The organism is Stenotrophomonas lacuserhaii (assembly GCF_039674585.1).
Classification (GTDB): Bacteria; Pseudomonadota; Gammaproteobacteria; order Xanthomonadales; family Xanthomonadaceae; genus Stenotrophomonas; species Stenotrophomonas pennii_A.
Window position 1 is genome coordinate 1 of the sequence record NZ_JBDJNU010000042.1, and the last position, 19,596, is coordinate 19,596.

The following is a 19,596-nucleotide window of genomic DNA, read 5'->3' on the forward strand; positions in this document are numbered from 1 at the left end:
TTGTGGGGGGGGGTAGTTTGGGTGGGTTACTCGGTTTGGGCGCCCGGTTTCTGTGTCAAACAATGCGGGTTACGACCACCGGTCGTCACCCACCAGAGCTCGGCTCGTCTACCCACCAGAGCTCGGCTTGTCCACCCACCAGAGCTCGGCTCATCTACCCACCGAAGCCCATCAATCCTTGGTGACGCGGTTGATCTCGGCCAGGCTGGTGACGCCCTTGCTGGCCTTCACCAGCGCCGACTGGCGCAGGTCGTTCACTCCGATCGCCTGGGCGGCTTCGGCGATCTGCAGCGCATTGCCGCCGGCCAGGATGATCGTGGAAATCTCATCGGTCATCGGCATCACCTGGTAGATACCGGTACGGCCCTTGTAGCCTTCGGTGCATTCATCGCAGCCAACGGCTTCATACAGCTCGATCCCCGCATCCAGCTGGGCCTGGGTGAAGCCTTCGGCCAGCAGCGCGTGGGCCGGCAGTTCGGTGCGGCGCTTGCAGTTGTTGCACAGCCGGCGCGCCAGCCGCTGGGCGATCACCAACGTCACCGAACTGGTGATGTTGTACGGCGCGATACCCATGTTCATCAGGCGCGCGATGGTCTGCGGCGCATCGTTGGTATGCAGCGTGGACAGCACCATGTGGCCGGTCTGCGCCGCCTTGATCGCGATCTCGGCGGTTTCCAGGTCGCGGATTTCGCCGACCATGATGATGTCCGGATCCTGTCGCAGGAACGAACGCAGCGCCGCGGCGAAGGTCATGCCGCGCTTGTTGTTCTGCTGCACCTGGTTGACGCCGGGCAGGCGGATTTCCACCGGGTCTTCGGCGGTGGAGATATTGCGCGTTTCATCGTTCAGGATGCCCAGCGCGGTATACAGCGAAACCGTCTTGCCCGAACCGGTCGGGCCGGTCACCAGCACCATGCCGTACGGCTTGTGGATGGCGTCCTTGAACAGCTTCTCCTGGTCCGCTTCGTAGCCCAGCTTGTCGATGCCCAGCTTGGCCGCGCTGCCGTCCAGGATACGCAGCACCACCTTTTCACCGAACAGCGTCGGCAGGGTGCTGACGCGGAAGTCGATCTGCTTGGTCTTGCTCAGGTTGAGCTTGATGCGCCCATCCTGCGGCACGCGCTTTTCCGCGATATCCAGCTGCGCCATGACCTTCAGGCGCGCGGCGATGCGCTGGTTCAACTTGACCGGCGCACGCGCCACCATCTTCAGCAGGCCGTCGATGCGCAGGCGCACGCGGTAGTCGTCTTCGTAGGGCTCGAAATGGATATCCGATGCGCCCTTGCGGATCGCGTCCACCAGCACCTTGTTGACGAACTTCACCACCGGGGTGTCATCGCCCTTGGCGTCGATTCCCGAATCGCCGGCGTTGTTGTCGTCGTCGGTGCCGATTTCCAGGTTGGCCATGCCCTCGTCGTCGTCGCCGATCTGCGAGGACATCGAATCGTGGCTGGTCTGCCATTGTTCCAGCGTGCGGCGAATCTGGTCTTCATCCACCAGGATCGGTTCCACCACCAGGTTGGTGTGGAACTTGATTTCATCCAGCGAATGGGTCGGGTCGCTGGTGCCCACGTACAGCTTGCCGCCGCGCCTGAACAGCGGCAGCACGTGGTGCTTGCGCAGCAGCTCTTCGCTGACCAGCTTGATCGCGCTCTGATTGGCGTCGAACACGCCGACATCGAACAGCGGCATGCCGAATTCGAGCGAATTGGCGGCGGCCAGCTGGGCGGCGGTGACGACCTTGTTCTGCGCGAACCACTGCGGCAGCGGCAGCCGCGCGGCGGTCGCCTTGGCCATCGCATCGCGCGCGCCGGCTTCATCCAGCGCCCCGTCCTGGACCAGCCGACGGGCAATACCGGTGATGCCGACGAGATTTGCGGTGGCGACTGCGTTCATGCGGTTCCTCATTGTGTGCCGCCCGGCGCATCCCGCCCCGTACAGCTGCATATTGGTCCGCTGCTGGCTCCCCCTGCAGCAGGCTCCATCTTACCCTGAGACCGCCGATTTCACCGCGCTCACGGTAGCTGTCGAGCTTGCTCGACACCCCTCCTCCCCGTGCCCCTCCCCGTAGTGTCGAGCTTGCTCGACACCTTCTGGTCACCACGTCCGCCTCCGGGGGTACCTTCACAGAACCGAGGACTGATCCCCGAATGACCGACCAGATGCCGGAGAGGCGGCCCACTCATCGGCAGCACGGCTGAGCTCCGGCCGCCGGGAGCCGTCGGGCGTGGCTTCGACCACCGACTCATCCGTCATGGAACCGGCCGACGTGCTGCCTACCCCGCCATTCGAAGACGCCCTCCGCAGCACGCCCAGTTCCAGATTCACGCCCCATCCCCTCAAACCACCTCCACCCGCAACTGCACACCCAGCGCCCGCATCACGCCCAGTACGCTGTCGAAGTACAGGGGACGGGTACCGTTCAACTGCCGGCGCATGGCTTCGTCGCTCAGCCCGCACTCACGCGCCGCATGCTGGATGCCGTGCAGTTCGGCTGCCAGCAGCAGCGAGCGCGCGAACGTGGATTCCTCATAATTGGCCATGTGCAGGCGGGCATCCAGATACTCGGCCGTCTCGGCGGCGCGGTGGTTGGCCATGCGGACGTTGGCACGCTCATAGGGCGTCATGGCGGGCTCCACATGGCATCGGCCGCAGACCGCACCAGGTCGCGCCCGGACAGGATCAGACCCTCCACCATCATGCTGCTGACATTGCCTTCCGACTGCACGTCCTGTTTACCCAGATGCACTGCGTGCAGGACTTCGAAGATCGACGCCAACGCCTGCAGGGTGCGGATGGGAACGGCGATCAGGGCAGCGCGCTGGGGCTCCTCACCGCCGTCGTCGCCCGTCGGCGCGGCATCGTCTTCGATGTCTGACACCAGGCGCAACGGCACCACGACATGCTTGTTGGTGCGTGAGGTTTCGAACGCTTCCAGCCGCCGCTCGAGACGCTCGACAAACTGCGGTGGAAAGTCGAGCATCCTGACGCCCAGCAGGGCGTACAGCCGCTTGGCGGCAAGGGGGTAATGCGATTCCATCTGCGTACCTCACACGGCTTGGGGCCACCTGCGCCGAGGCACAAGGTGGCGGGCGATGCGGGTTGCCATACCGGAGAATCAAGCAAAAAAGCCCGGCGGATCGGGGATCCCCCACATCGCCCGCCATGAAACCGGCACGCGATGCAGTGCATTCTCCGCCGTGCCCAAAGGGCAAAACAGAGGCAAAAAGCTTGATTCTTGCAGGATGGCAATCCCGGCTGACGCTCTTCGTCGCCAGCGTGTCCATACCATCAGCCGCAAGCACTTGCGTACATGGGCGAAACTGCAAAAGTGACGCCCGTCAGGCCCGGCGCTCAGCACGGCGGTCGGACCCATCTCGAACGCGTTCCGCGTGCTCACACCGAAGCAAAGCCACGCCCACCGCGACACGCCCCTCCCGCCACCTGCTCTACGGTAGTGACGGCCGCTGGCCGTCAACTCCTGCATTGGTGGGTGACGACCGTTGGTCGTCACGCTTTTGCCTTTACCGCTGCGCTCGCCGAGCACGGCTCAGCGCTACCTGCTCAACATCTGCCTCGGTGGGTGACGACCGTTGGTCGTCACGTCTTTGCCTTTGCCGCTGCGCTCGCCGAGCACGGCTCGGCGCTACCGCTCCTGCTTTCCCAAGGCGGCCATATAGGTCAGCAACCTCAACCGCCCGCTGGCCCGCGCATCAGTCCCCAGCGAGTTCCAGTAGCGATCCGACAACGCCCGCGCCAGCGCCGTATCGCCACTGGCCCACGCCGCATACTGCATCGCCCCGAACAGGTAGTACCCCGATCGCGCATCGGCCAGCAGGCCAACACTGTGCGGGCCCTCCAGCAGGCGCTGGCCGCTTTCCAGAACCTGCGCGTGGTCGTCCGTGGCCGCCGCAGACACCAGCGCCAGCGCATCGATGACCGTAGGATCGCGCAGCGGACATGGCCGCCACGTCGGCCGCACCCACAGGGCCTCGCGCTCGGCAGGCGCCAGGAACGGCACCGTTTCACCGGCCAGGAAGAACACCAGCCCAGCCGTTTCCAGCGGGGTGATTTCCAGCTCACAGCGCTCGCCCAGTGCACGCAGCGCATCGGCCAGCGCATGGTCGCCACCGCCCGGCAGGTCCGCGCCGTGCTGCAGCCGCTGCGACAACAGATAGGCAGTGCTTCGACGTTGCAGCACCTGCAGGTTCAGCTGGGCGCCCTCCGCCGGGGGTACGCGCGGCTCCGGCCCGCCCCATGCGCGCGTCATCGGCCAGGGCGCGGTCATTATCGATTCAACGTCACGGACATGGCCCTGCTGGAAACGCGCCACTGGCGCACGCAGGGTAAGGACCGGGAAATAATCAGAATGACGCGGATAGGGGTACAGCGCCGGATACGCGCGCAACGCGGCATCCCCTATCGCATAGGTATCGCGGAGGTCATCCAGCCCGTGCACGCCTACCCGGGCCAGTTCGGCGCGTAGCGCTGGATACTCGAACACCCCGGCATTGAGCTCCGGTAGTTTCCCTTTCGGGGTGGCCACGATGATCAGGTCTGAATCGTTCGCCAGATAAGCACGCACATCACTGAAATGATCAACCAGTCCGTCAAGCACCGAGGACACCAATTCCGGGGTGATTTCGTACAGCTGCAACCATTGCACGAACAGCCCACCCTCGTTGAGCTGGCCCGGCACGAACGCGTAGAACTCATCGCTGAACAACGACGCGGTGCCGCCCACCCAAGGGTTGGAGGGTTCGGAAATGATCAGGTCGTAACGGCGCCCGCTGCCGGCGAAGTGCGCCTTGGCGTCGTCGATGACGATGTGCGAACGCGGATCGTCATAGGCGCGGCTCACGCGGTCGCCGAACAGACGCGCGCCCTCCACCATGGCGGGCTCGATCTCCACCGTATCCACCTGGCCGACGCGCGGATCGCCGAGCAGGGTATGCGTGGTCAGACCGGAACCGAAACCGATCACCCCGACCCGATCAAAGCCATGGCCGAGCGCCAGCGGCAATGCGCCGAGCAGTACCATGGTGGATTCATCGCCGCTGGGCTTTTGATCCAACCTGACCGTCATGCCCGCATCCACCTTACCGTTGGTGGCGATGGAGCGGACCGGGCCTGCACCGCGATCGGTCTCGAACACCGACACCGTGGCGGTCTGCCCGTCCTTGAAGAACAGCATCTTCGCGCTGTCATGCAAGCGCGCCCCGCCATGCCGATACACCGAAGAACTGAGCACCAGCGGATCAAAGCGCACCAGCGCCACCGCCGCAACCACGCCAACAATTCCCAGCCCCACGGCAAGTGCAGCGCCCTTGTAGGTGGCGACCTCAGGTCGCAACGCTTTTAATCCCACAACCCCACCAGGCCACAACAACCACACCCCCAACCCCACATCCACCACCGCCGCCACCAACAGCGCGTACTTCAGCCCCAACATCGGCATCAGCACATGCACCGCCGCCAGCACACCGACAATCGCGCCCACTGTATTGAACGCATACACCTGCCCGATGACCTTCTCGCCGCGCCCCTGCCGCAGCAGCGCCAGCGTCAACAGCGGCAGCGTCATGCCCGCAAAGAACGCAGCCGGGAACATCACCAGCACCGCAATCACCGCACTGGCCACGCTGTACAGCCCGTAGCCTTCGGCACTGCGCACGATGACGCGCATCAGCCACCCGACCCATTCGAATGCCTGTGCATACACGAACATTGACGCCAAGGCAGCCAGTCCCATCAGCACCTGCACCCATCCGGCTGCCCGCAGCGGCGAGTCCATGCGATCAGCGCGATGGCGCAGCCACAACCCGCCAAACGCAATGCCGGCAATGAACGCGGCGAGCATCAACTCAAAGGAATGCAACGTGGTGCCCAGCGCAAGCGACAGCATGCGCACCCAGGTAATTTCGTAGACGAACGAGCTGGCGCCGGTAAACAGCGCAATGCAGAGCACTGCGGCGAGCGTACGGTCCACTCGACCCGCGCCACGCGAGACTGCCGAAGGTGCAGGCGACCCAGCACCGGGCTCACCAGCACGCGCGAGTGGGTAGATCACCACTGCCACCAGCACATTGAGCACACCAGCAACCATCACCGCACCTGGTAACCCCATGGCAGGCACCAGCAGATACGTGGACGCCAGCGCACCCGCCGCCGCACCGACGCTGTTGGCGAAGTACAACCCCGCGAGCACTTCTCCCTGCGCCTGTGGCTGCACCCGCAAGTAACCGGCGCTCATCAGCGGGAAGGTAGCGCCCAACAGGATGCACTGCGGCAGCACCAGAACCGTGGCTAGTGTCCAACGGAGAGCGCTTGCGCCTTGGCCTTCGAGGCTAGGCAGCAGGTGGGTATAGGCCCAGCCAGTGAGACCTTGGAAGATGCCATCGAAGGCGAGGCCGAGCACGCCGATCAGCAGTTCGATGACCGCGTAGGCGAGCAGCGGGTAGCGCCATTTGGTGCTGCGGCGACTTGCCCACCAGGCGCCAATGGCCATGCCCCCCATGAAGAGCATCAGAACCAAGGACTGGGCGTAGGACGAATGGCCGAGGAACAGTCCGAGGTACTGGCTCCACAGGGACTGGTAGATCAGGCCTGCGAAGCCGGAGAGGATGAAGATAGGGAGGAGGAGCAGGCCGGTCGGCCGGGTCAGCACCAAAGCGTATGTCCTTGTTCTTGGACCAGCGCCAACACTAACCTGCCTTCGACGTGAGCGCGATCACGGGACGACCAAAAAAAACTGCCCGCGATCTCTCGCGGGCAGTCGGGCACGTATAAAGCAGCCGCCACTGCGGCCAACGATTACGGGCTCAGGGCGTCGCAAGCATCGCCGACGTAGCCGGACGAACCGGACTTGGTCACGGCGCAGGCCCAAGTTGCCTGATCAACGCCGCCAGCCGGGAAGGTCGGGGTCAGCGTGACGTTTGCGCTGTTGTCATTAGAGGCACCTGCCAGGATGCCAGCGCCCGAGCAATCAGCGACGCCGGTGCAAAGGTCCGCAACTTCTGCAGCCTGGTTCTCAGCAACCTTGATCTTTTCGCCAGCAACGGAAGCCACGGCCTGGCTGATCTTCGCTTTGGCGGTGTAGTTGCGGTACTGCGGCAGTGCAATGGCAGCCAGGATGGCGATGATCGCAACGACGATCATCAGTTCGATCAGGGTAAAGCCCTTCTGGTTCTTCATTTTTTTACATCCCCAAGGAATTAGGTGGTGTGGAAAGGAACTGCTGCCGGAGCCGGTGGTCCCACCGGCTGGGCGGGCCGCAGCACCTTGCAAAGGAAAACCAAGCAGGTTGCGTGCCAACTTCCCCGGCACGACCTCCTCATCTCCCCGGCGGCAATGATGCCAGCATTTCTCCGATTGGGAAGCCCTGATTCCGGGTTATGCGATGGGCCCGTCAATGTGACGCGGTGCGTCACCTTTGGCCCGAGCCGGCCTCCCGCCTGCGTCACCTCCTCTCCGCACTGCCCACAAGGACAGGAATCCGCTAGCATCTGCGGCTAGATGCCTGCTGGGGATGGCAGGCCGGGGAGCTCAAAATGTCAGCAAGTCGCAGTGCGATCAAGAAGCCGCAGCCCGTGGTGCGTAACACCATGGAAATGACGCCGTTTGTCTGGGAGGGGACCGACAAGCGTGGCGTCAGGATGAAGGGCGAACAGCTGTCCAGGAGCATGAACACGCTCAAGGCCGAACTGCGCCGTCAAGGCATTACACCCAAGGTGGTGAAACCAAAATCCAAACCATTGTTTGGTCAGGCAGGATCGCCCATTTCGACCAAGGACATCGCGTTCTTCAGCCGCCAAATGGCCACCATGATGAAGTCCGGTGTGCCCATTGTGTCGTCGCTGGAGATCATCGGCGGGGGCCACAAGAATCCGCGGATGAAGAAGATGGTCGATACGGTACGTAGCGACATCGAGGGCGGCTCATCACTGTATGAGTCCATCAGCAAGCACCCGGTGCAGTTCGATGAGCTGTATCGGAACCTTGTGCGCGCCGGTGAAGGAGCCGGCGTGCTGGAAACGGTGCTGGATACCGTAGCCAATTACAAAGAAAACATTGAGGCCCTGAAGGGCAAGATCAAGAAGGCCCTGTTCTATCCCGCGATGGTCATCGCGGTAGCCTTGCTCGTGTCGGCGATCCTGTTGATCTTTGTGGTGCCGCAGTTCGAAGAAGTTTTTCAGAGTTTTGGTGCCGATCTACCGTTTTTCACCCAGATGATCGTCAACATGTCGCGCTTCATGGTGTCTTGGTGGTGGCTCGTAGGCTTGATCATCGTCGGCTCCATTGCGGGTTTTATCATGGCGTATAAGCGATCGCCACGAATGCAGCACGGCATGGATCGCCTGATCCTGAAAGTGCCGGTGATCGGCCAGATCATGCACAACAGCTCCATCGCCCGCTTCGCCCGTACCACGGCGGTGACCTTCAAGGCCGGCGTGCCGCTGGTGGAGGCACTCGGCATCGTTGCCGGCGCCACCGGCAACAAGGTCTATGAAGAGGCCGTGCTGCGCATGCGTGATGACGTGTCGGTCGGCTACCCGGTCAACATGGCAATGAAGCAGGTCAACATCTTCCCGCACATGGTGGTGCAGATGACGGCCATCGGCGAAGAGGCCGGCGCGCTGGATACCATGCTGTTCAAGGTGGCCGAATACTTCGAGCAGGAAGTGAACAACGCGGTCGACGCGCTGAGCAGCCTGCTGGAACCGATGATCATGGTCTTCATTGGCGTGGTCGTTGGCGGTATGGTGATCGGCATGTACCTGCCCATCTTCAAACTCGCCTCGGTCGTTGGATAACTTTTAAATGGCATTTCTAGACCAGCATCCGGTCCTCGGCTACCCCGCCGCGGCCGGCCTGGGGTTGCTGCTCGGCAGCTTCCTCAACGTCGTCATCCTGCGCTTGCCCAAGCGGCTGGAATGGCAGTGGAAGCGCGACGCGCACGAGGTGCTGGAGCAGGAGGACATCTACGAGCCGCCGCCGCCGGGCATCGTGGTGGAGCCTTCGCACTGCCCGCACTGCAAGCACAAGCTGTCGTGGTACGAGAACATTCCGCTGTTCAGCTGGGTGATCCAGGGCGGCAAGTGTCGCCATTGCAAGGCCCCGATCTCCATCCAGTACCCGCTGGTAGAGCTGCTGACCGCCGTGCTGGTGCTCGCCAGTGTGTGGCAGTTCGGCTTCGGCTGGCAGGGCTTTGGCGCGATCGTGCTGTCCTGTTTCCTGGTGGCGTTGTCGGGCATCGACATGCGCACCCAGCTGCTGCCGGACCAGTTGACCCTGCCTTTGATGTGGCTGGGGTTGATCGGCGCGGTCGACAATCTGTACATGCCGGCCAAGCCTGCCCTGCTGGGCGCGCTGGTGGGCTACCTGTCGCTGTGGTCGGTCTGGTGGATCTTCAAACAGCTCACCGGCAAGGAAGGCATGGGCCACGGCGATTTCAAGCTGCTGGCCGCGCTGGGCGCGTGGTGCGGGCTGAAAGGCGTGCTGCCGATCATCCTGCTGTCGTCGGTGGTGGGTGCCGTGGTCGGCTCGATCTGGCTGTACAGCCGGGGCCGTGACCGCGCCACGCCGATTCCCTTCGGCCCCTACCTGGCCATCGCCGGCTGGCTGGTCTTCATGTGGGGCGAGCCGCTGATTGACGGCTACCTGAGATACGCCGGCCTGCGATGAGCGGGTTCGTCGTCGGCCTGACCGGGGGCATCGCCTCCGGCAAGAGCGAGGTGACCCGGCGCTTCGAGGCGCTGGGGATGACCGTCGCCGATGCCGACCTGGCCGCGCGCGCGGTGGTGGCGCCTGGCAGCCCGGCGCTGGCGATGATTTCCGAACGATTCGGGCCCGGCATGCTGCTGGGCGATGGCGCGCTGGACCGCGCGCGGCTGCGTGCCCACGTGTTTGCCGATGTGGCCGAACGCAAGGCGCTGGAAGCGATCACCCACCCCGCCATCCGCGAACTGCTGCGCACGCAATGCGAGCAGGCGGAAGGCCCCTATGCCATCGCGGCGATTCCGCTGCTGACCGAGGCCGGCGGGCGTGCGGCCTATGGCTGGCTGGACCGGATCCTGGTGGTGGACGCGCCCGAGGATCTGCAGCTTGCGCGGCTGATGCAGCGCGATGGCAATGATGCGGTGCTGGCGCAGCGGATGATCGATGCGCAGGCTACTCGGGCGCAGCGGTTGGCGTTGGCGGATGACGTGGTGGTCAATGATGGACATCCGGATGCGCTGCAGGCGCAGGTGGAGCGGTTGCATTACACCTATCTTCAGTTGGCGGATTCGTCGGGCTGATCTGCGCTGTGGTAGCGCCGAGCCGTGCTCGGCGAGCGATGGGGCAAGAGCGTGACGACCAACGGTCGTCACCCACCAAGAACAAGGGCAAAGGCAAGACGACCAGCGGTCGTCACTACCGAAGCAGGGCGGTAGCGCCGAGCCGTGCTCGGCGAGCGCAGCGGCGAGCGATGCAGTAAGAGCTTGACGACCAGCGGTCGTCACCCACCAAGAGCAAGGGCAAAGGCAAGACGACCAGCGGTCGTCACTACCGAAGCAGGGCGGTAGCGCCGAGCCGTGCTCGGCGAGCGCAGCGGCAAGCGATGGAGCAAGAGCGTGACGACCAGCGGTCGTCACCCACCAAGAGCAAGGGCAAGAGCGTGACGACCAGCGGTCGTCACCCACCAAGAGCAAGGGCAAGAGCGTGACGACCAGCGGTCGTCACCCACCAAGAGCAAAGGCAAAGGCTAGACGACCAGCGGTCGTCACTACCGGAGCGGGATTCAGCGCTCCACCAGTCCGTGCGCGTGCAGTGCTTTGCGGATGTCGTGCCAGGTGTATTCCCGGTATTCAACCAGTCCCACGCGGCGGGCGAACAGCAGCGCCGACAGTTCATTGCCTTCCAGCACCACGCACCCATGCGGATGATGGCGGACCGTGGCGAATTCCATCACGCCCTGATCGCCCTCTTCATCAACGTACTGCACATGGGGATCCTGGGCGTGGATGGCAAACGTGCCGGACCGACCGTCCCACGACGGCTGCGCCGATGCGGCATCGTCGCTGCGGATACGAAATCCATTCAGCGGAAATGGTGTGTCCGATGCGGTATCGCCGGGCTCGGGTAGTCGGCTGAAGCCGTAGTTTTCCAGTATCTCCACCGCTTCTTCGATGGTCCTCCCGTCCAATCCGTGCTGCTGCAGGAACTCGGTTTCCGTGCCTGGCAAAGCGGTCAGCCCGCGCGCGTTGCCGGCTCCCGGCCCGAGGTACAGCACACCTTGCCTGCCCGCACGGTCCACATAGAAAAGGGCATCGGGGGATGCCCGGAAGGACATCCGGTAAATGACCGCGCGCGACGTGGTGCGTTCGCTTCCCTGCAGCACGTTGATCGCACCCACCTCCTGCGCCTGCAGCAGGCGGACGGAGCGATCCACCGGCACCGACGGCAGCGCCTCCCGCCGGATGAACATGTGGTTCGCATCGTGCACGGGCACCGCGCGGTGGCGGGCGGCCACGGCGGACGTGGTGCCGCGCCCAGCCTGCCGAAGTCCGGATACGTCTTCGATACGCGGAATCAGATGGCCCAGTCCGCGGCTGTTGCTTTCCAGCAGCAGACCGTCTTCGCGGACGACGAGGTGACCGTCATGTCGCTCGATTTCGCTGAATCCGAAGTTCATCGCCGCCTGCTGTGGGGCAGCGCGGCGCACGAAGAAGGCGAGATGCAGCCGCTCGCTGTCATCGCACTGCGGGGTGCGGATGACGGCGAAGTGGTTGGAGGGAAGCAGGCGCTCATCGGCCTCCGGGTGCGCCTGCCGCACCGGGTCGGAGATCAGCGACAGGGTGGCTACGCGGAACAGCCGGTAATCGCCCAACGAGGTAAGCCCGCGCGGTGCGGCACGGCGGAGTTGGCCGAGTCCGCTGTACATCCTCAGCCCTTCATCGGCACCGCCGGGCCGGCAATCCGCTTCGGGAATCGCCCGCATTGCAACGACGTCATCGTCGCCGGTGGAAGCGGTCGCGAACAGATCCTCGAAGGCACGCGTCGCATTGCGGTGCACGCAGAACAGCACGTCCCGTGCCGGTCCCAGCAGCGGCAACTGCTGGATCTGGTGGCGGGTCCGCTGCAGGTTGTCGAAGCGCAGGCACGCCATGCCGGTCGCCCCCCGCCCGGGGGCACGCGTCCCAGCAGCGGCGGCAGTCGTTGCATTGGCCTCACCGACCTGCGGGTGGGGCTTGGTCCGCGGTGTCGGCCCGGGCTTGCGGCGGCTTGCAGGCACATCCTGCTCCTCCGGCCGCTCACGCGCCTTCTTGCGCTTCTTCAGCTTGCTGGGTCCCGAATAGCCGGGACCGGCTCCGTCGGGCGCACTGAACGTGTCGCGCTGGTCAGCGTGCGTGTGACGCGCGTGAACGCCCGCACCGGGCGCAAGCGGGCGGCGCTTGTAAGGGCCTGCTTTCGACGTATCGCGCTGGCCTGTTACGGCGCCCCCGATGGCCTTCGCAGGCCGCTGGCGTGGGCGCTTTCGCGCTTTCGCATGGACTCCCCAGCTGGCTGCGACCGGATCATCGGCCGGGTCCTCGGCAGGCTGGAGAAGCGCGCCCGCACGCGGGAATATCGCGGAAACCAGGCGGTAATCGAACGACGGTACGCTTGCCAGCGCAGAAGGCGGGCGCAGCTCGTCGTGCGGTGTCGTCACTCTGCCCGCATTGGACACCACGCGCAGTGCGCTCACGCTGCCGGCCAGCATCCGGCCCACGCACGTCTGCGGCGATGTTGGCTGATCCGCCTGCAGCCGTTGCAGCAGCAGCGCGCACAGCGCCAGCCCGATGACCAGGTCACTGCGCGCAGCCGCCGCCTGCAGCCGCGCCGTGGCGGGCTCGCCCATCAGTGCCTGCAGGTATCGCGACGCACCGGGCTGGGCCAATGCGGCACACAGGGCCGCCTCCAGCGACTGCAGCAGGTCGCGCCGTGCCACCGCGCCCAGGCAGCGCACCGCATTGAACAGGCCCATGGGCAACTGCAGGCCGGGAATGCTCTGCGCCAGCAGGCGCGCGGCGTGTTGGAAGCAGAGGTCAGCGCCCCAGCGCATCAGCTGCACGGACACCGCATGGACGACGCGCCGCACCTCGCCCGGGTCGGCACCATGGGAGCGTGGGGCTGGCTGCAGGTGCGTGTTTGCCACCGCCGAGATGCGGCCTGGGCAGATCGTCGCCATCCACTGGGCGAGGATCCGCTGCGGGTGCACGGTGCGTACGCCACAGGTGGTGGAAAGACAGGTCGGCTCGTAGCGCATGGCGCGTTGCCTCCGTGCAGATGGGTGCTTGGGTGGGCAAGCTTGACCATCGCCAGCTGCATCCGCCTGCAGATTTCGGGCAGCGCACGGGGGATCCAAGGGTAGCGCCGAGCCGTGCTCGGCGAGCGCAGCGGCAGGGGCGAAGGGCAAGAGCTGACGACCAACGGTCGTCACCCACCAAGGGCAAGGGCAAAAGCTGACGGCCGGCGGCCGTCACTACCGGGCTAGCCGAGCAGCTTCGGGGCGAAGGTCAACGTGGCCACTACGCCGCGGTCGCCGCCGGGGCGCACGCTGACCTGCCAGCCGTACAGGTCGCACAGGCGGCTGACGATCGACAGGCCGATACCGCCGCCCTGCGAATGGCCGGCATGGGTGCCGCGGTAGCCGCGCTGGAACAGCTTGGCGGCGTCTTCCTCGCTCAGGCCGGGTCCGCTGTCGGCCACCGATACGGCGTTGTTGCCGACGTTGACCCGCACTTCGCCGTCCTGCGAATACTTCACCGCGTTGCCGATCAGGTTGCCCAACGCCACCGACAACGCAGATTCCGGGGCGTCCACGATCACGTCGCGGGCGCCTTCCAGGGTCAGCGTGATCGGCTTGCCCCCCAGCTGAGCACGGTGCGAATCCAGCAGCTGTTCGGCCACCCTCGCCACGTTGCTGGTGCCCTGCCCGCGCTCGTTGCGCGACAACAGCAGCAACGCACCGATCAGGTCGCTGCACTGCTGTTCGGCACGCTGGATGCGCTGCAGGCGCTGCAGTACTTTTTCGTCCAGCCCGGGCCGGGTCAGCAGCAGTTCGGTGGCGCCGCGGATCACCGCCAGCGGGGTGCGCAGTTCGTGGCTGACGTCGGCGTTGAACTCGCGGTCGCGCTGCACCACTTCGGTCAGCCGCGACGAATAATCATCCAGCGCCTGCGCCAGCTGGCCGACTTCGTCGTCCGGGAAGCGCGGGGCCAGCGGTTCGGGGTCACTGGTGCCGCCACGGTAGGCGCGCAGCCGTTTGGCCAGGTCCGAAACCGGCTTCATCACTTTCGACGCCGACCACCAGCCCAGCACCAGCGACAGCAGGCTGAACACCAGCACCGACAGGAACAGCGCGCGGTTGAGCTGTGTCTCCCCGCGCAGGCTTTCGGTCATGTCGTAGGCAAGGAAGAACCACGCCTGGGGCGTCTTTCGCACGGCGAGCTTGTACGAATACGGCTGGCCGCGATCATCGGTGCCACTGACGCTGTGGATGCCATCGGTGAATTCGTACCAGTCCGGCTCTTCCTGGCGCAGCGCTTCGAAGCGGTCCGGCTTGACCAGCCGGGCGAACATCTGCTGCACCGGGAGATCCGGGTTACGGCTGGAATCGGACGCGAAACGTCGCGCATATTCGTCGATATTCCGGTTCATCACGTCTTCGACGAGCTGGTTTTCCACCCGCATGCGCGCCCAGTTGGTGGCGAACGCAAACAGCGTGGTCAGGCAGAAGCCCAACAGCACGAAAGAGACGATGATGCGGCTGCGCAGCCGGCGACGGTAAGGGCCGCGCCGGCGTGCCCGCCTGGGTGCTGCGTTTTCAGGCATCCGGCGCGGCGATCCGGTAACCGATGCCGTGGCGGGTCTGGATCATCGGTACGTCGAACGGCTTGTCCACTACCGCACGCAGGCCATGGATATGCACGCGCAGCGAATCCGAATCCGGCAGTTCCTCGCCCCATACGCGGGTTTCCAGCTCCTGGCGGGTCACCACGGCGGGCGAGGCTTCCATCAGTGCCTGCAGGATCTTCAGCGCGGTCGGGTTGAGCTGCAGCAGCTTGCCCTGGCGGCGCACTTCCAGCGTGTCCAGGTTGTATTCCAGGTCGCCGGTCTCCAGCACACGGGTCTGCACGCCCTTGCCGCGCCGGGACAGCGCATTCAGGCGCACTTCCACTTCCTGCAGCGCGAACGGCTTGATCAGGTAATCGTCGGCGCCGGAATCGAAACCGGCCAGCTTGTTGTCCAGCGAATCGCGCGCGGTCAGCATCAGCACCGGGGTCTGCTTGCGCGCTTCGTTGCGCAGCTTGCGGCACACTTCGATGCCGTCCATGCCAGGCAGGTTGAGGTCCAGCACGATGGCGTCGAACTCGTGCACCACGGCCAGGTGCAGGCCCGTCACGCCGTCCGCGGCGAAGTCCACCGTGTGGCCGCGGTCCTCGAGGTAGTCGCCGAGGTTGGCGGCAATATCACTGTTGTCTTCGATGACGAGAATTCGCACTGGGACCTCTGTTTCATGATGGGGTGCCGGGGTCGGCTTGGCCGCAGCCCGCAGGTTGCGACCCGGGGCCTGTGGCCGGCTGACGCCAACCATACAGACCCGGGCATTAACATTTCACACGAAACCGCGCGCAGGGAGCGTCAAGGTCACCGATTGGTGTGCTGGAAGCGACGCAGGCCTTCCTTGGAATCTTCCTGCATCTTGCGACGCTGGGCTACGGTCAGGCACACGCGCTCCGGCCGGTTACTGCCGGTGGCGCGCTCGCGGCGGCAGACCATGCGGCTGTCGGCATGGGCTCGGCTGAGGATGGTATTGACCACCGCCTGGTCATTCAGGATGTCGGTCTGGGCCTGTGGCGTGGTCTGTTCGACGCTGTCGTGCTCGCCGAGCCGGGTCCGGATGCGGTTGATGGCGGCGCTGACCTTGCTTTTGTCTTCCATGCTGACCTCGCTGTAGTGCTCGCTGTACAGCGCGCGCTCCACACCGGCGAGTTGCTCCTGGGCGGAGGCTTTCACGTTGAGCTGGACCGGCGCCCGGGTATTGCCGGCGGCAGATTCGGCCTGCACATAGGCTTGGGCGGACAGGCTGGTCAGGCCAAGGGCGATGGCAAAGGCCATGGCGTGTAGCGTTTTCATGCGGGTCTCCTCCTTGAAAGAACCCTGACTGTAAGAGTCATGTGAGGAAGGAATCAAGGGAGGAAAGTACCGGCTGGCTCGTGGGACAGAACCGGAGCTGGCGCAGGCAGATCCGCTGCGCAAGCTCCGGCCGAAGCCATCGAGCGCCCAGTGGCCGCGGGTTTACTTTTCGAACCCATGGGAGCGCGGCATGTTGCGCAGCACGTCGCGCGAGTTTTCCATCGCATCGCGGCGCTGGGCGACGGTCATGCAGACCTGGGTCTGGCGATTGCTGCCGGTCAGGCGCTCGCGCCGGCAGACCATCCTGCTGTCGGCATGGGCACGCGAAAGAATGGAGTTGATCAGTTCCTGGTCGTTGTAAATGGCGGTGCGTGCCAGCGGACTGGCCTGCTCTGCGGTTTCATGCTGGCCAAGATTGTCGCGGATACGCGAAATGGCGGCACTGACCTTGCTCTTGTCCTCAAGACCGATCTCGCTGTACTGCTCGCTGTGCAGGGCACCTTCAACGCGGGCGAGCTGTTGGGTAACCGACTCTTTGGCATCCAACTGCACCAGGCCGACCTCGCGCTGGGGTTTGGCGTCAATCTTGGCGTGGGCGACACCGGCCACACCGAACGCAACGGCGAATGCTGCAATCAGAACTGACTTCATCTGTGCTTCCTCCATGAACGAAACCCAACTGTACGAGCGATGGGCGGGTCGATCAAGCGAGGTGCTGGCAGAGTGGGCGATCGCATAAAAAAGACCCGGACGTCTCCGTCCGGGTCTGAAGTTTCATATCCCGATACCGATCCTGCTGATGAGGCAGAGCTGCGGTTTGAAGGACATTACGTCAGTGCCGATTAAAGGGTCGTTAAATCAGCGTCTCACCAGAAAAGAGAAACGCTTTTATTCGTATATTCAACGACTTACGATCTTCTCGACGTGTTGAATGATGCGCCCGGCGATATCGACCTTGCACGCCCCTTCCACCCCTTCCAGCCCTGGCGTGGAGTTCACTTCCAGCACCAGCGGGCCGCGCGCGGAGCGGATCAGGTCCACCCCGGCCACGCTCAGACCCAGCGCCTTGGCCGATCTCACCGCCACCTGCGCCTCAGCCCGGCTGGCCTTGGCGGGCTGGGCCGTGCCCCCCGCATGCAGGTTGGAGCGGAAGTCGCCTTCAGGCGCTTGGCGCTGCATCGCCGCCACCACCTGGTCGCCGACCACCAGGCAGCGCAGGTCGGCCCCCTGGGCTTCGCCGATGAACTCCTGCATCAGGAAGTTGGCATACAGGCCGCGCAGCGCATCGACGATGCCGCGCGAGGCGCTGGCCTTCTCGGTCAGGATCACGCCCCTGCCCTGCGTGCCTTCGTTCAGCTTCACCACATGCGGCGGCGGACCCAGCATGGACAGCAGATCGACGGTGTCATCCGGGTTGTCGCCGAACACGGTGATCGGCATGTCGATGCCCTTGGCCGCCAGCAATTGGTGCGCACGCAGCTTGTCGCGCGAACGCAGGATGGCGTCAGAGGGATTGGGGGTGCGCGCGCCCATCAGTTCGAACTGGCGCAGCACCGCGGTGCCATAGCGGGTTACCGAGGCGCCGATGCGGGGAATCACCGCATCCACGCCGGTCATCGGCCGCCCCTTGTAATGCATGCTGAAACCGTCTGCCGCGATACGCATGTAGCAGCGCAATGGATCGAGCACGCGCACCGTGTGACCCCGGCTGCGCGCGGCCTCCACCAGGCGGCGGGTGGAGTACAGCTTGCTGTTGCGCGAAAGGATGGCGAGTTTCATCGGGGCCGGGCCGTGCGGAAGCGCGAAGCATAGCGCGCGCTGGGTGACGGAGGCGGTGCACGGCTCACGATGCCTGCCCAGCCGCGTGCCAGCGGTGGCGTTGACAACGTCGTGAATGACCAAGCCCAACGCCCTGCGAGGGCTTGGTACAGCGGTGTCCTGGCACGCGGGGTTTGACAAGCCGCCACCCGAGGATCACACATCCTTGGACGTTGCCAAGCGCCATCCCGCCGCCCTGGAAACAGCATGCTGCACATCAAACCAATCGGTGCCGTTGCCGTTCTGACGTTCGTCGGCGCAGGCGCCCTGTTGGCCTCGGTTTTCCTTTCGCCGACCAGCCTCGATAAAGCAACTGAGATTGCCGAGAGCGAAGGGCAAGCTGCGGTGCACACTGAGTCCCTACCCCGGCCCCGGGAAGACGCAACCCGTTCACGATTGCTTCGCTCAATCGATCCAGCCGTTCTTCGACCTTTGAACGGGAGAGCATTCCAGATCGTGCGACTGGAAGACGCGCGCCCAGAAGGCGACGCGCTTGATTACATCCAGGCGTTGCTGTCGCGATCCGCAGCAGGAGAGGCCGTTGCGACGTACAGAATCTACCTTGCCGTCCGCGACTGCCAGATCTACGTAACGGGCGCGGCGGAGCGCGCACTGGACGCGCAAGGTGGCGGCCCTTCAGGGCTTCTCAAGATTGATCGGAAACTGGACGAGTGCGCAGCGCTTTCGGGAAACACTCCCCTGAAGGAAGGCGACTGGTTGTCCAAGGCCGCTGAACAGGGCTCGCTGGAGGCTCAGCTGATGTACGCGATCGATGTCGATTCTGTGCTGGGCACGCCATCACAACGACTCGCCCAACCGGAACGCGTGGTCGAGTGGAAGGCAAACAGCATGGCCTACCTCGAGTCAGCTGCAAGCGCCGGCAGCGTAGATGCGGTTCTTCGACTTTCCTCGGCCTACAGCAACGGAATCCTGGTGCGAGCCGACCCGGAAAGGGCATACGCCTACGCGTTGGTGCTCGGCAGGACCAACGCAGATTCTTCAAGCAACGCACTGGCACGAGAAATGGAACGGCGTCTTTCGACCAAGCAGCAGGAGTCGGCAAGGCATCTCTCGCATCAGATATATCAATCCTGCTGCAGTCCGTGAAGGGAGCTTTGGATGATTGGAAGCCGGAAGAAAGCAATCGCAGTGGTCGTAACCATCCTGGGGCTGACTGCAACGCACCACGTCCTGTCGAATGGAAGCAAACAATACGGGCCGTTCGCCTGTGACGCATGTCTGGTCGCACCGTACATGCCGGATACGAACACGGCTATATTCCTCGCAACGTTCGAGCGCCAGGCCGCCCGCGGAGCATTGAACAAATTCTTTATCGCAGTCGGCGACACGATCACGATCTGCAATGCCTCCTACTGCACCACGTATCAGAAGACAGACTCAGGTGATTACATGGGTCAAGGAACCAACTCCAACGAACCGGCAGGTGGGGGTGGCGGTGGGGGTGGCGGAAGCAGTGGCCGGCCCGGAGCTGGAATGGGAGGTGGTGGGAGCGGAGGCGGACGCGGGGGCACTGGAACCGTAACGGTCGGCCCGCCAAAACAGGAGCAGGCTTCCTGACAAAAATGCGTTGGGCTGCGTGGGCGTGCACGATCCGCG

The 19,596-nt window shown here is 64.4% G+C and carries 15 protein-coding genes; 4 read left to right on the plus strand and 11 right to left on the minus strand.

The genetic code is table 11. The annotated features are described in order from the left end of the window. Window positions 1-171: 171 nt before the first annotated feature. The 5 genes from pilB to ABE522_RS14305 all read right to left on the minus strand — a co-directional run bounded on the left by pilB (window position 172) and on the right by ABE522_RS14305 (window position 7,194). The gene (gene pilB, locus ABE522_RS14285; protein WP_346592260.1) at window positions 172-1,896 is read right to left on the minus strand and encodes a type IV-A pilus assembly ATPase PilB; all 1,725 of its coding nucleotides are present in this window, start codon (window positions 1,894-1,896) and stop codon (window positions 172-174) included. Window positions 1,897-2,339: 443 nt separating this feature from the next. Then, on the minus strand, window positions 2,340-2,627 hold the full coding sequence (locus tag ABE522_RS14290; protein ID WP_346592261.1) for a hypothetical protein: 288 nt from the start codon (window positions 2,625-2,627) through the stop codon (window positions 2,340-2,342). Further along, on the minus strand, window positions 2,624-3,040 hold the full coding sequence (locus ABE522_RS14295; RefSeq protein ID WP_346592262.1) for a hypothetical protein: 417 nt from the start codon (window positions 3,038-3,040) through the stop codon (window positions 2,624-2,626). The genes ABE522_RS14290 and ABE522_RS14295 overlap by 4 nt, the downstream gene beginning before the upstream one ends. Window positions 3,041-3,646: 606 nt before the next feature. Beyond that, complete coding sequence (locus ABE522_RS14300; protein WP_346592263.1) at window positions 3,647-6,667, minus strand: fused MFS/spermidine synthase; 3,021 nt, start codon at window positions 6,665-6,667, stop codon at window positions 3,647-3,649. A gap of 146 nt (window positions 6,668-6,813) precedes the next feature. Beyond that, window positions 6,814-7,194, minus strand: a complete 381-nt coding sequence (locus ABE522_RS14305) for a pilin (RefSeq protein ID WP_346592264.1) — start codon at window positions 7,192-7,194, stop codon at window positions 6,814-6,816. Between the two features lie 356 nt (window positions 7,195-7,550). Here ABE522_RS14305 and ABE522_RS14310 point away from each other — a divergent pair, with 356 nt between their 5' ends. The 3 genes from ABE522_RS14310 to coaE are packed head-to-tail and all read left to right on the plus strand — an operon-like array spanning window position 7,551 to window position 10,298. Next, window positions 7,551-8,813 carry a type II secretion system F family protein gene (locus ABE522_RS14310; protein ID WP_346592265.1) on the plus strand — a complete coding sequence of 421 codons (1,263 nt, stop codon included), beginning with the start codon at window positions 7,551-7,553 and terminating at the stop codon, window positions 8,811-8,813. Between the two features lie 7 nt (window positions 8,814-8,820). Further along, window positions 8,821-9,684, plus strand: coding sequence for a prepilin peptidase (locus tag ABE522_RS14315; protein WP_057687384.1), 864 nt, complete (start codon window positions 8,821-8,823; stop codon window positions 9,682-9,684). Then, window positions 9,681-10,298: a dephospho-CoA kinase gene (gene coaE / locus ABE522_RS14320; protein ID WP_346592266.1), complete on the plus strand. Its 618-nt coding sequence runs from the start codon at window positions 9,681-9,683 to the stop codon at window positions 10,296-10,298. Before ABE522_RS14315 ends, coaE begins: the two co-directional genes overlap by 4 nt. Before the next feature lie 482 nt (window positions 10,299-10,780). Here coaE and ABE522_RS14325 read toward each other — a convergent pair whose 3' ends face one another. The 6 genes from ABE522_RS14325 to rimK form a co-directional block, all read right to left on the minus strand. Further along, window positions 10,781-13,288 (minus strand): hypothetical protein, encoded by a 2,508-nt coding sequence (locus tag ABE522_RS14325; protein ID WP_346592267.1) that lies wholly within the window; start codon window positions 13,286-13,288, stop codon window positions 10,781-10,783. A 224-nt stretch (window positions 13,289-13,512) separates the two neighbouring features. Then, window positions 13,513-14,856, minus strand: a complete 1,344-nt coding sequence (locus ABE522_RS14330; RefSeq protein WP_192083044.1) for a sensor histidine kinase — start codon at window positions 14,854-14,856, stop codon at window positions 13,513-13,515. Continuing rightward, on the minus strand, window positions 14,849-15,526 hold the full coding sequence (locus tag ABE522_RS14335; protein ID WP_042614615.1) for a response regulator transcription factor: 678 nt from the start codon (window positions 15,524-15,526) through the stop codon (window positions 14,849-14,851). Before ABE522_RS14335 ends, ABE522_RS14330 begins: the two co-directional genes overlap by 8 nt. Window positions 15,527-15,672: 146 nt before the next feature. Then, the gene (locus tag ABE522_RS14340) at window positions 15,673-16,143 is read right to left on the minus strand and encodes a hypothetical protein (RefSeq protein ID WP_346592268.1); all 471 of its coding nucleotides are present in this window, start codon (window positions 16,141-16,143) and stop codon (window positions 15,673-15,675) included. A 180-nt stretch (window positions 16,144-16,323) separates the two neighbouring features. Next, a complete protein-coding gene (locus ABE522_RS14345) occupies window positions 16,324-16,827 on the minus strand; it encodes a hypothetical protein (RefSeq protein WP_346592269.1) in 504 nt (167 codons plus the stop codon). 234 nt (window positions 16,828-17,061) lie between these two features. Next, on the minus strand, window positions 17,062-17,940 hold the full coding sequence (gene rimK / locus ABE522_RS14350) for a 30S ribosomal protein S6--L-glutamate ligase (RefSeq protein ID WP_346592270.1): 879 nt from the start codon (window positions 17,938-17,940) through the stop codon (window positions 17,062-17,064). A 246-nt stretch (window positions 17,941-18,186) separates the two neighbouring features. On the opposite strand from rimK, the gene ABE522_RS14355 reads away from it, so the two are divergent. Beyond that, window positions 18,187-19,086 carry an SEL1-like repeat protein gene (locus ABE522_RS14355; RefSeq protein ID WP_346592271.1) on the plus strand — a complete coding sequence of 300 codons (900 nt, stop codon included), beginning with the start codon at window positions 18,187-18,189 and terminating at the stop codon, window positions 19,084-19,086. Window positions 19,087-19,596 lie beyond the last annotated feature (510 nt).

Coding starts and splice junctions, on each gene's coding strand:
- pilB (WP_346592260.1), bottom strand. CDS start 1,896: ATGAACGCAGTCGCCACCGCAAATCTCGTCGGCATCACCGGTATTGCC.
- ABE522_RS14290 (WP_346592261.1), bottom strand. CDS start 2,627: ATGACGCCCTATGAGCGTGCCAACGTCCGCATGGCCAACCACCGCGCC.
- ABE522_RS14295 (WP_346592262.1), bottom strand. CDS start 3,040: ATGGAATCGCATTACCCCCTTGCCGCCAAGCGGCTGTACGCCCTGCTG.
- ABE522_RS14305 (WP_346592264.1), bottom strand. CDS start 7,194: ATGAAGAACCAGAAGGGCTTTACCCTGATCGAACTGATGATCGTCGTT.
- ABE522_RS14310 (WP_346592265.1), top strand. CDS start 7,551: ATGTCAGCAAGTCGCAGTGCGATCAAGAAGCCGCAGCCCGTGGTGCGT.
- ABE522_RS14315 (WP_057687384.1), top strand. CDS start 8,821: ATGGCATTTCTAGACCAGCATCCGGTCCTCGGCTACCCCGCCGCGGCC.
- coaE (WP_346592266.1), top strand. CDS start 9,681: ATGAGCGGGTTCGTCGTCGGCCTGACCGGGGGCATCGCCTCCGGCAAG.
- ABE522_RS14325 (WP_346592267.1), bottom strand. CDS start 13,288: ATGCGCTACGAGCCGACCTGTCTTTCCACCACCTGTGGCGTACGCACC.
- ABE522_RS14330 (WP_192083044.1), bottom strand. CDS start 14,856: ATGCCTGAAAACGCAGCACCCAGGCGGGCACGCCGGCGCGGCCCTTAC.
- ABE522_RS14340 (WP_346592268.1), bottom strand. CDS start 16,143: ATGGCCTTTGCCATCGCCCTTGGCCTGACCAGCCTGTCCGCCCAAGCC.
- ABE522_RS14345 (WP_346592269.1), bottom strand. CDS start 16,827: ATGGAGGAAGCACAGATGAAGTCAGTTCTGATTGCAGCATTCGCCGTT.
- rimK (WP_346592270.1), bottom strand. CDS start 17,940: ATGAAACTCGCCATCCTTTCGCGCAACAGCAAGCTGTACTCCACCCGC.
- ABE522_RS14355 (WP_346592271.1), top strand. CDS start 18,187: ATGCTGCACATCAAACCAATCGGTGCCGTTGCCGTTCTGACGTTCGTC.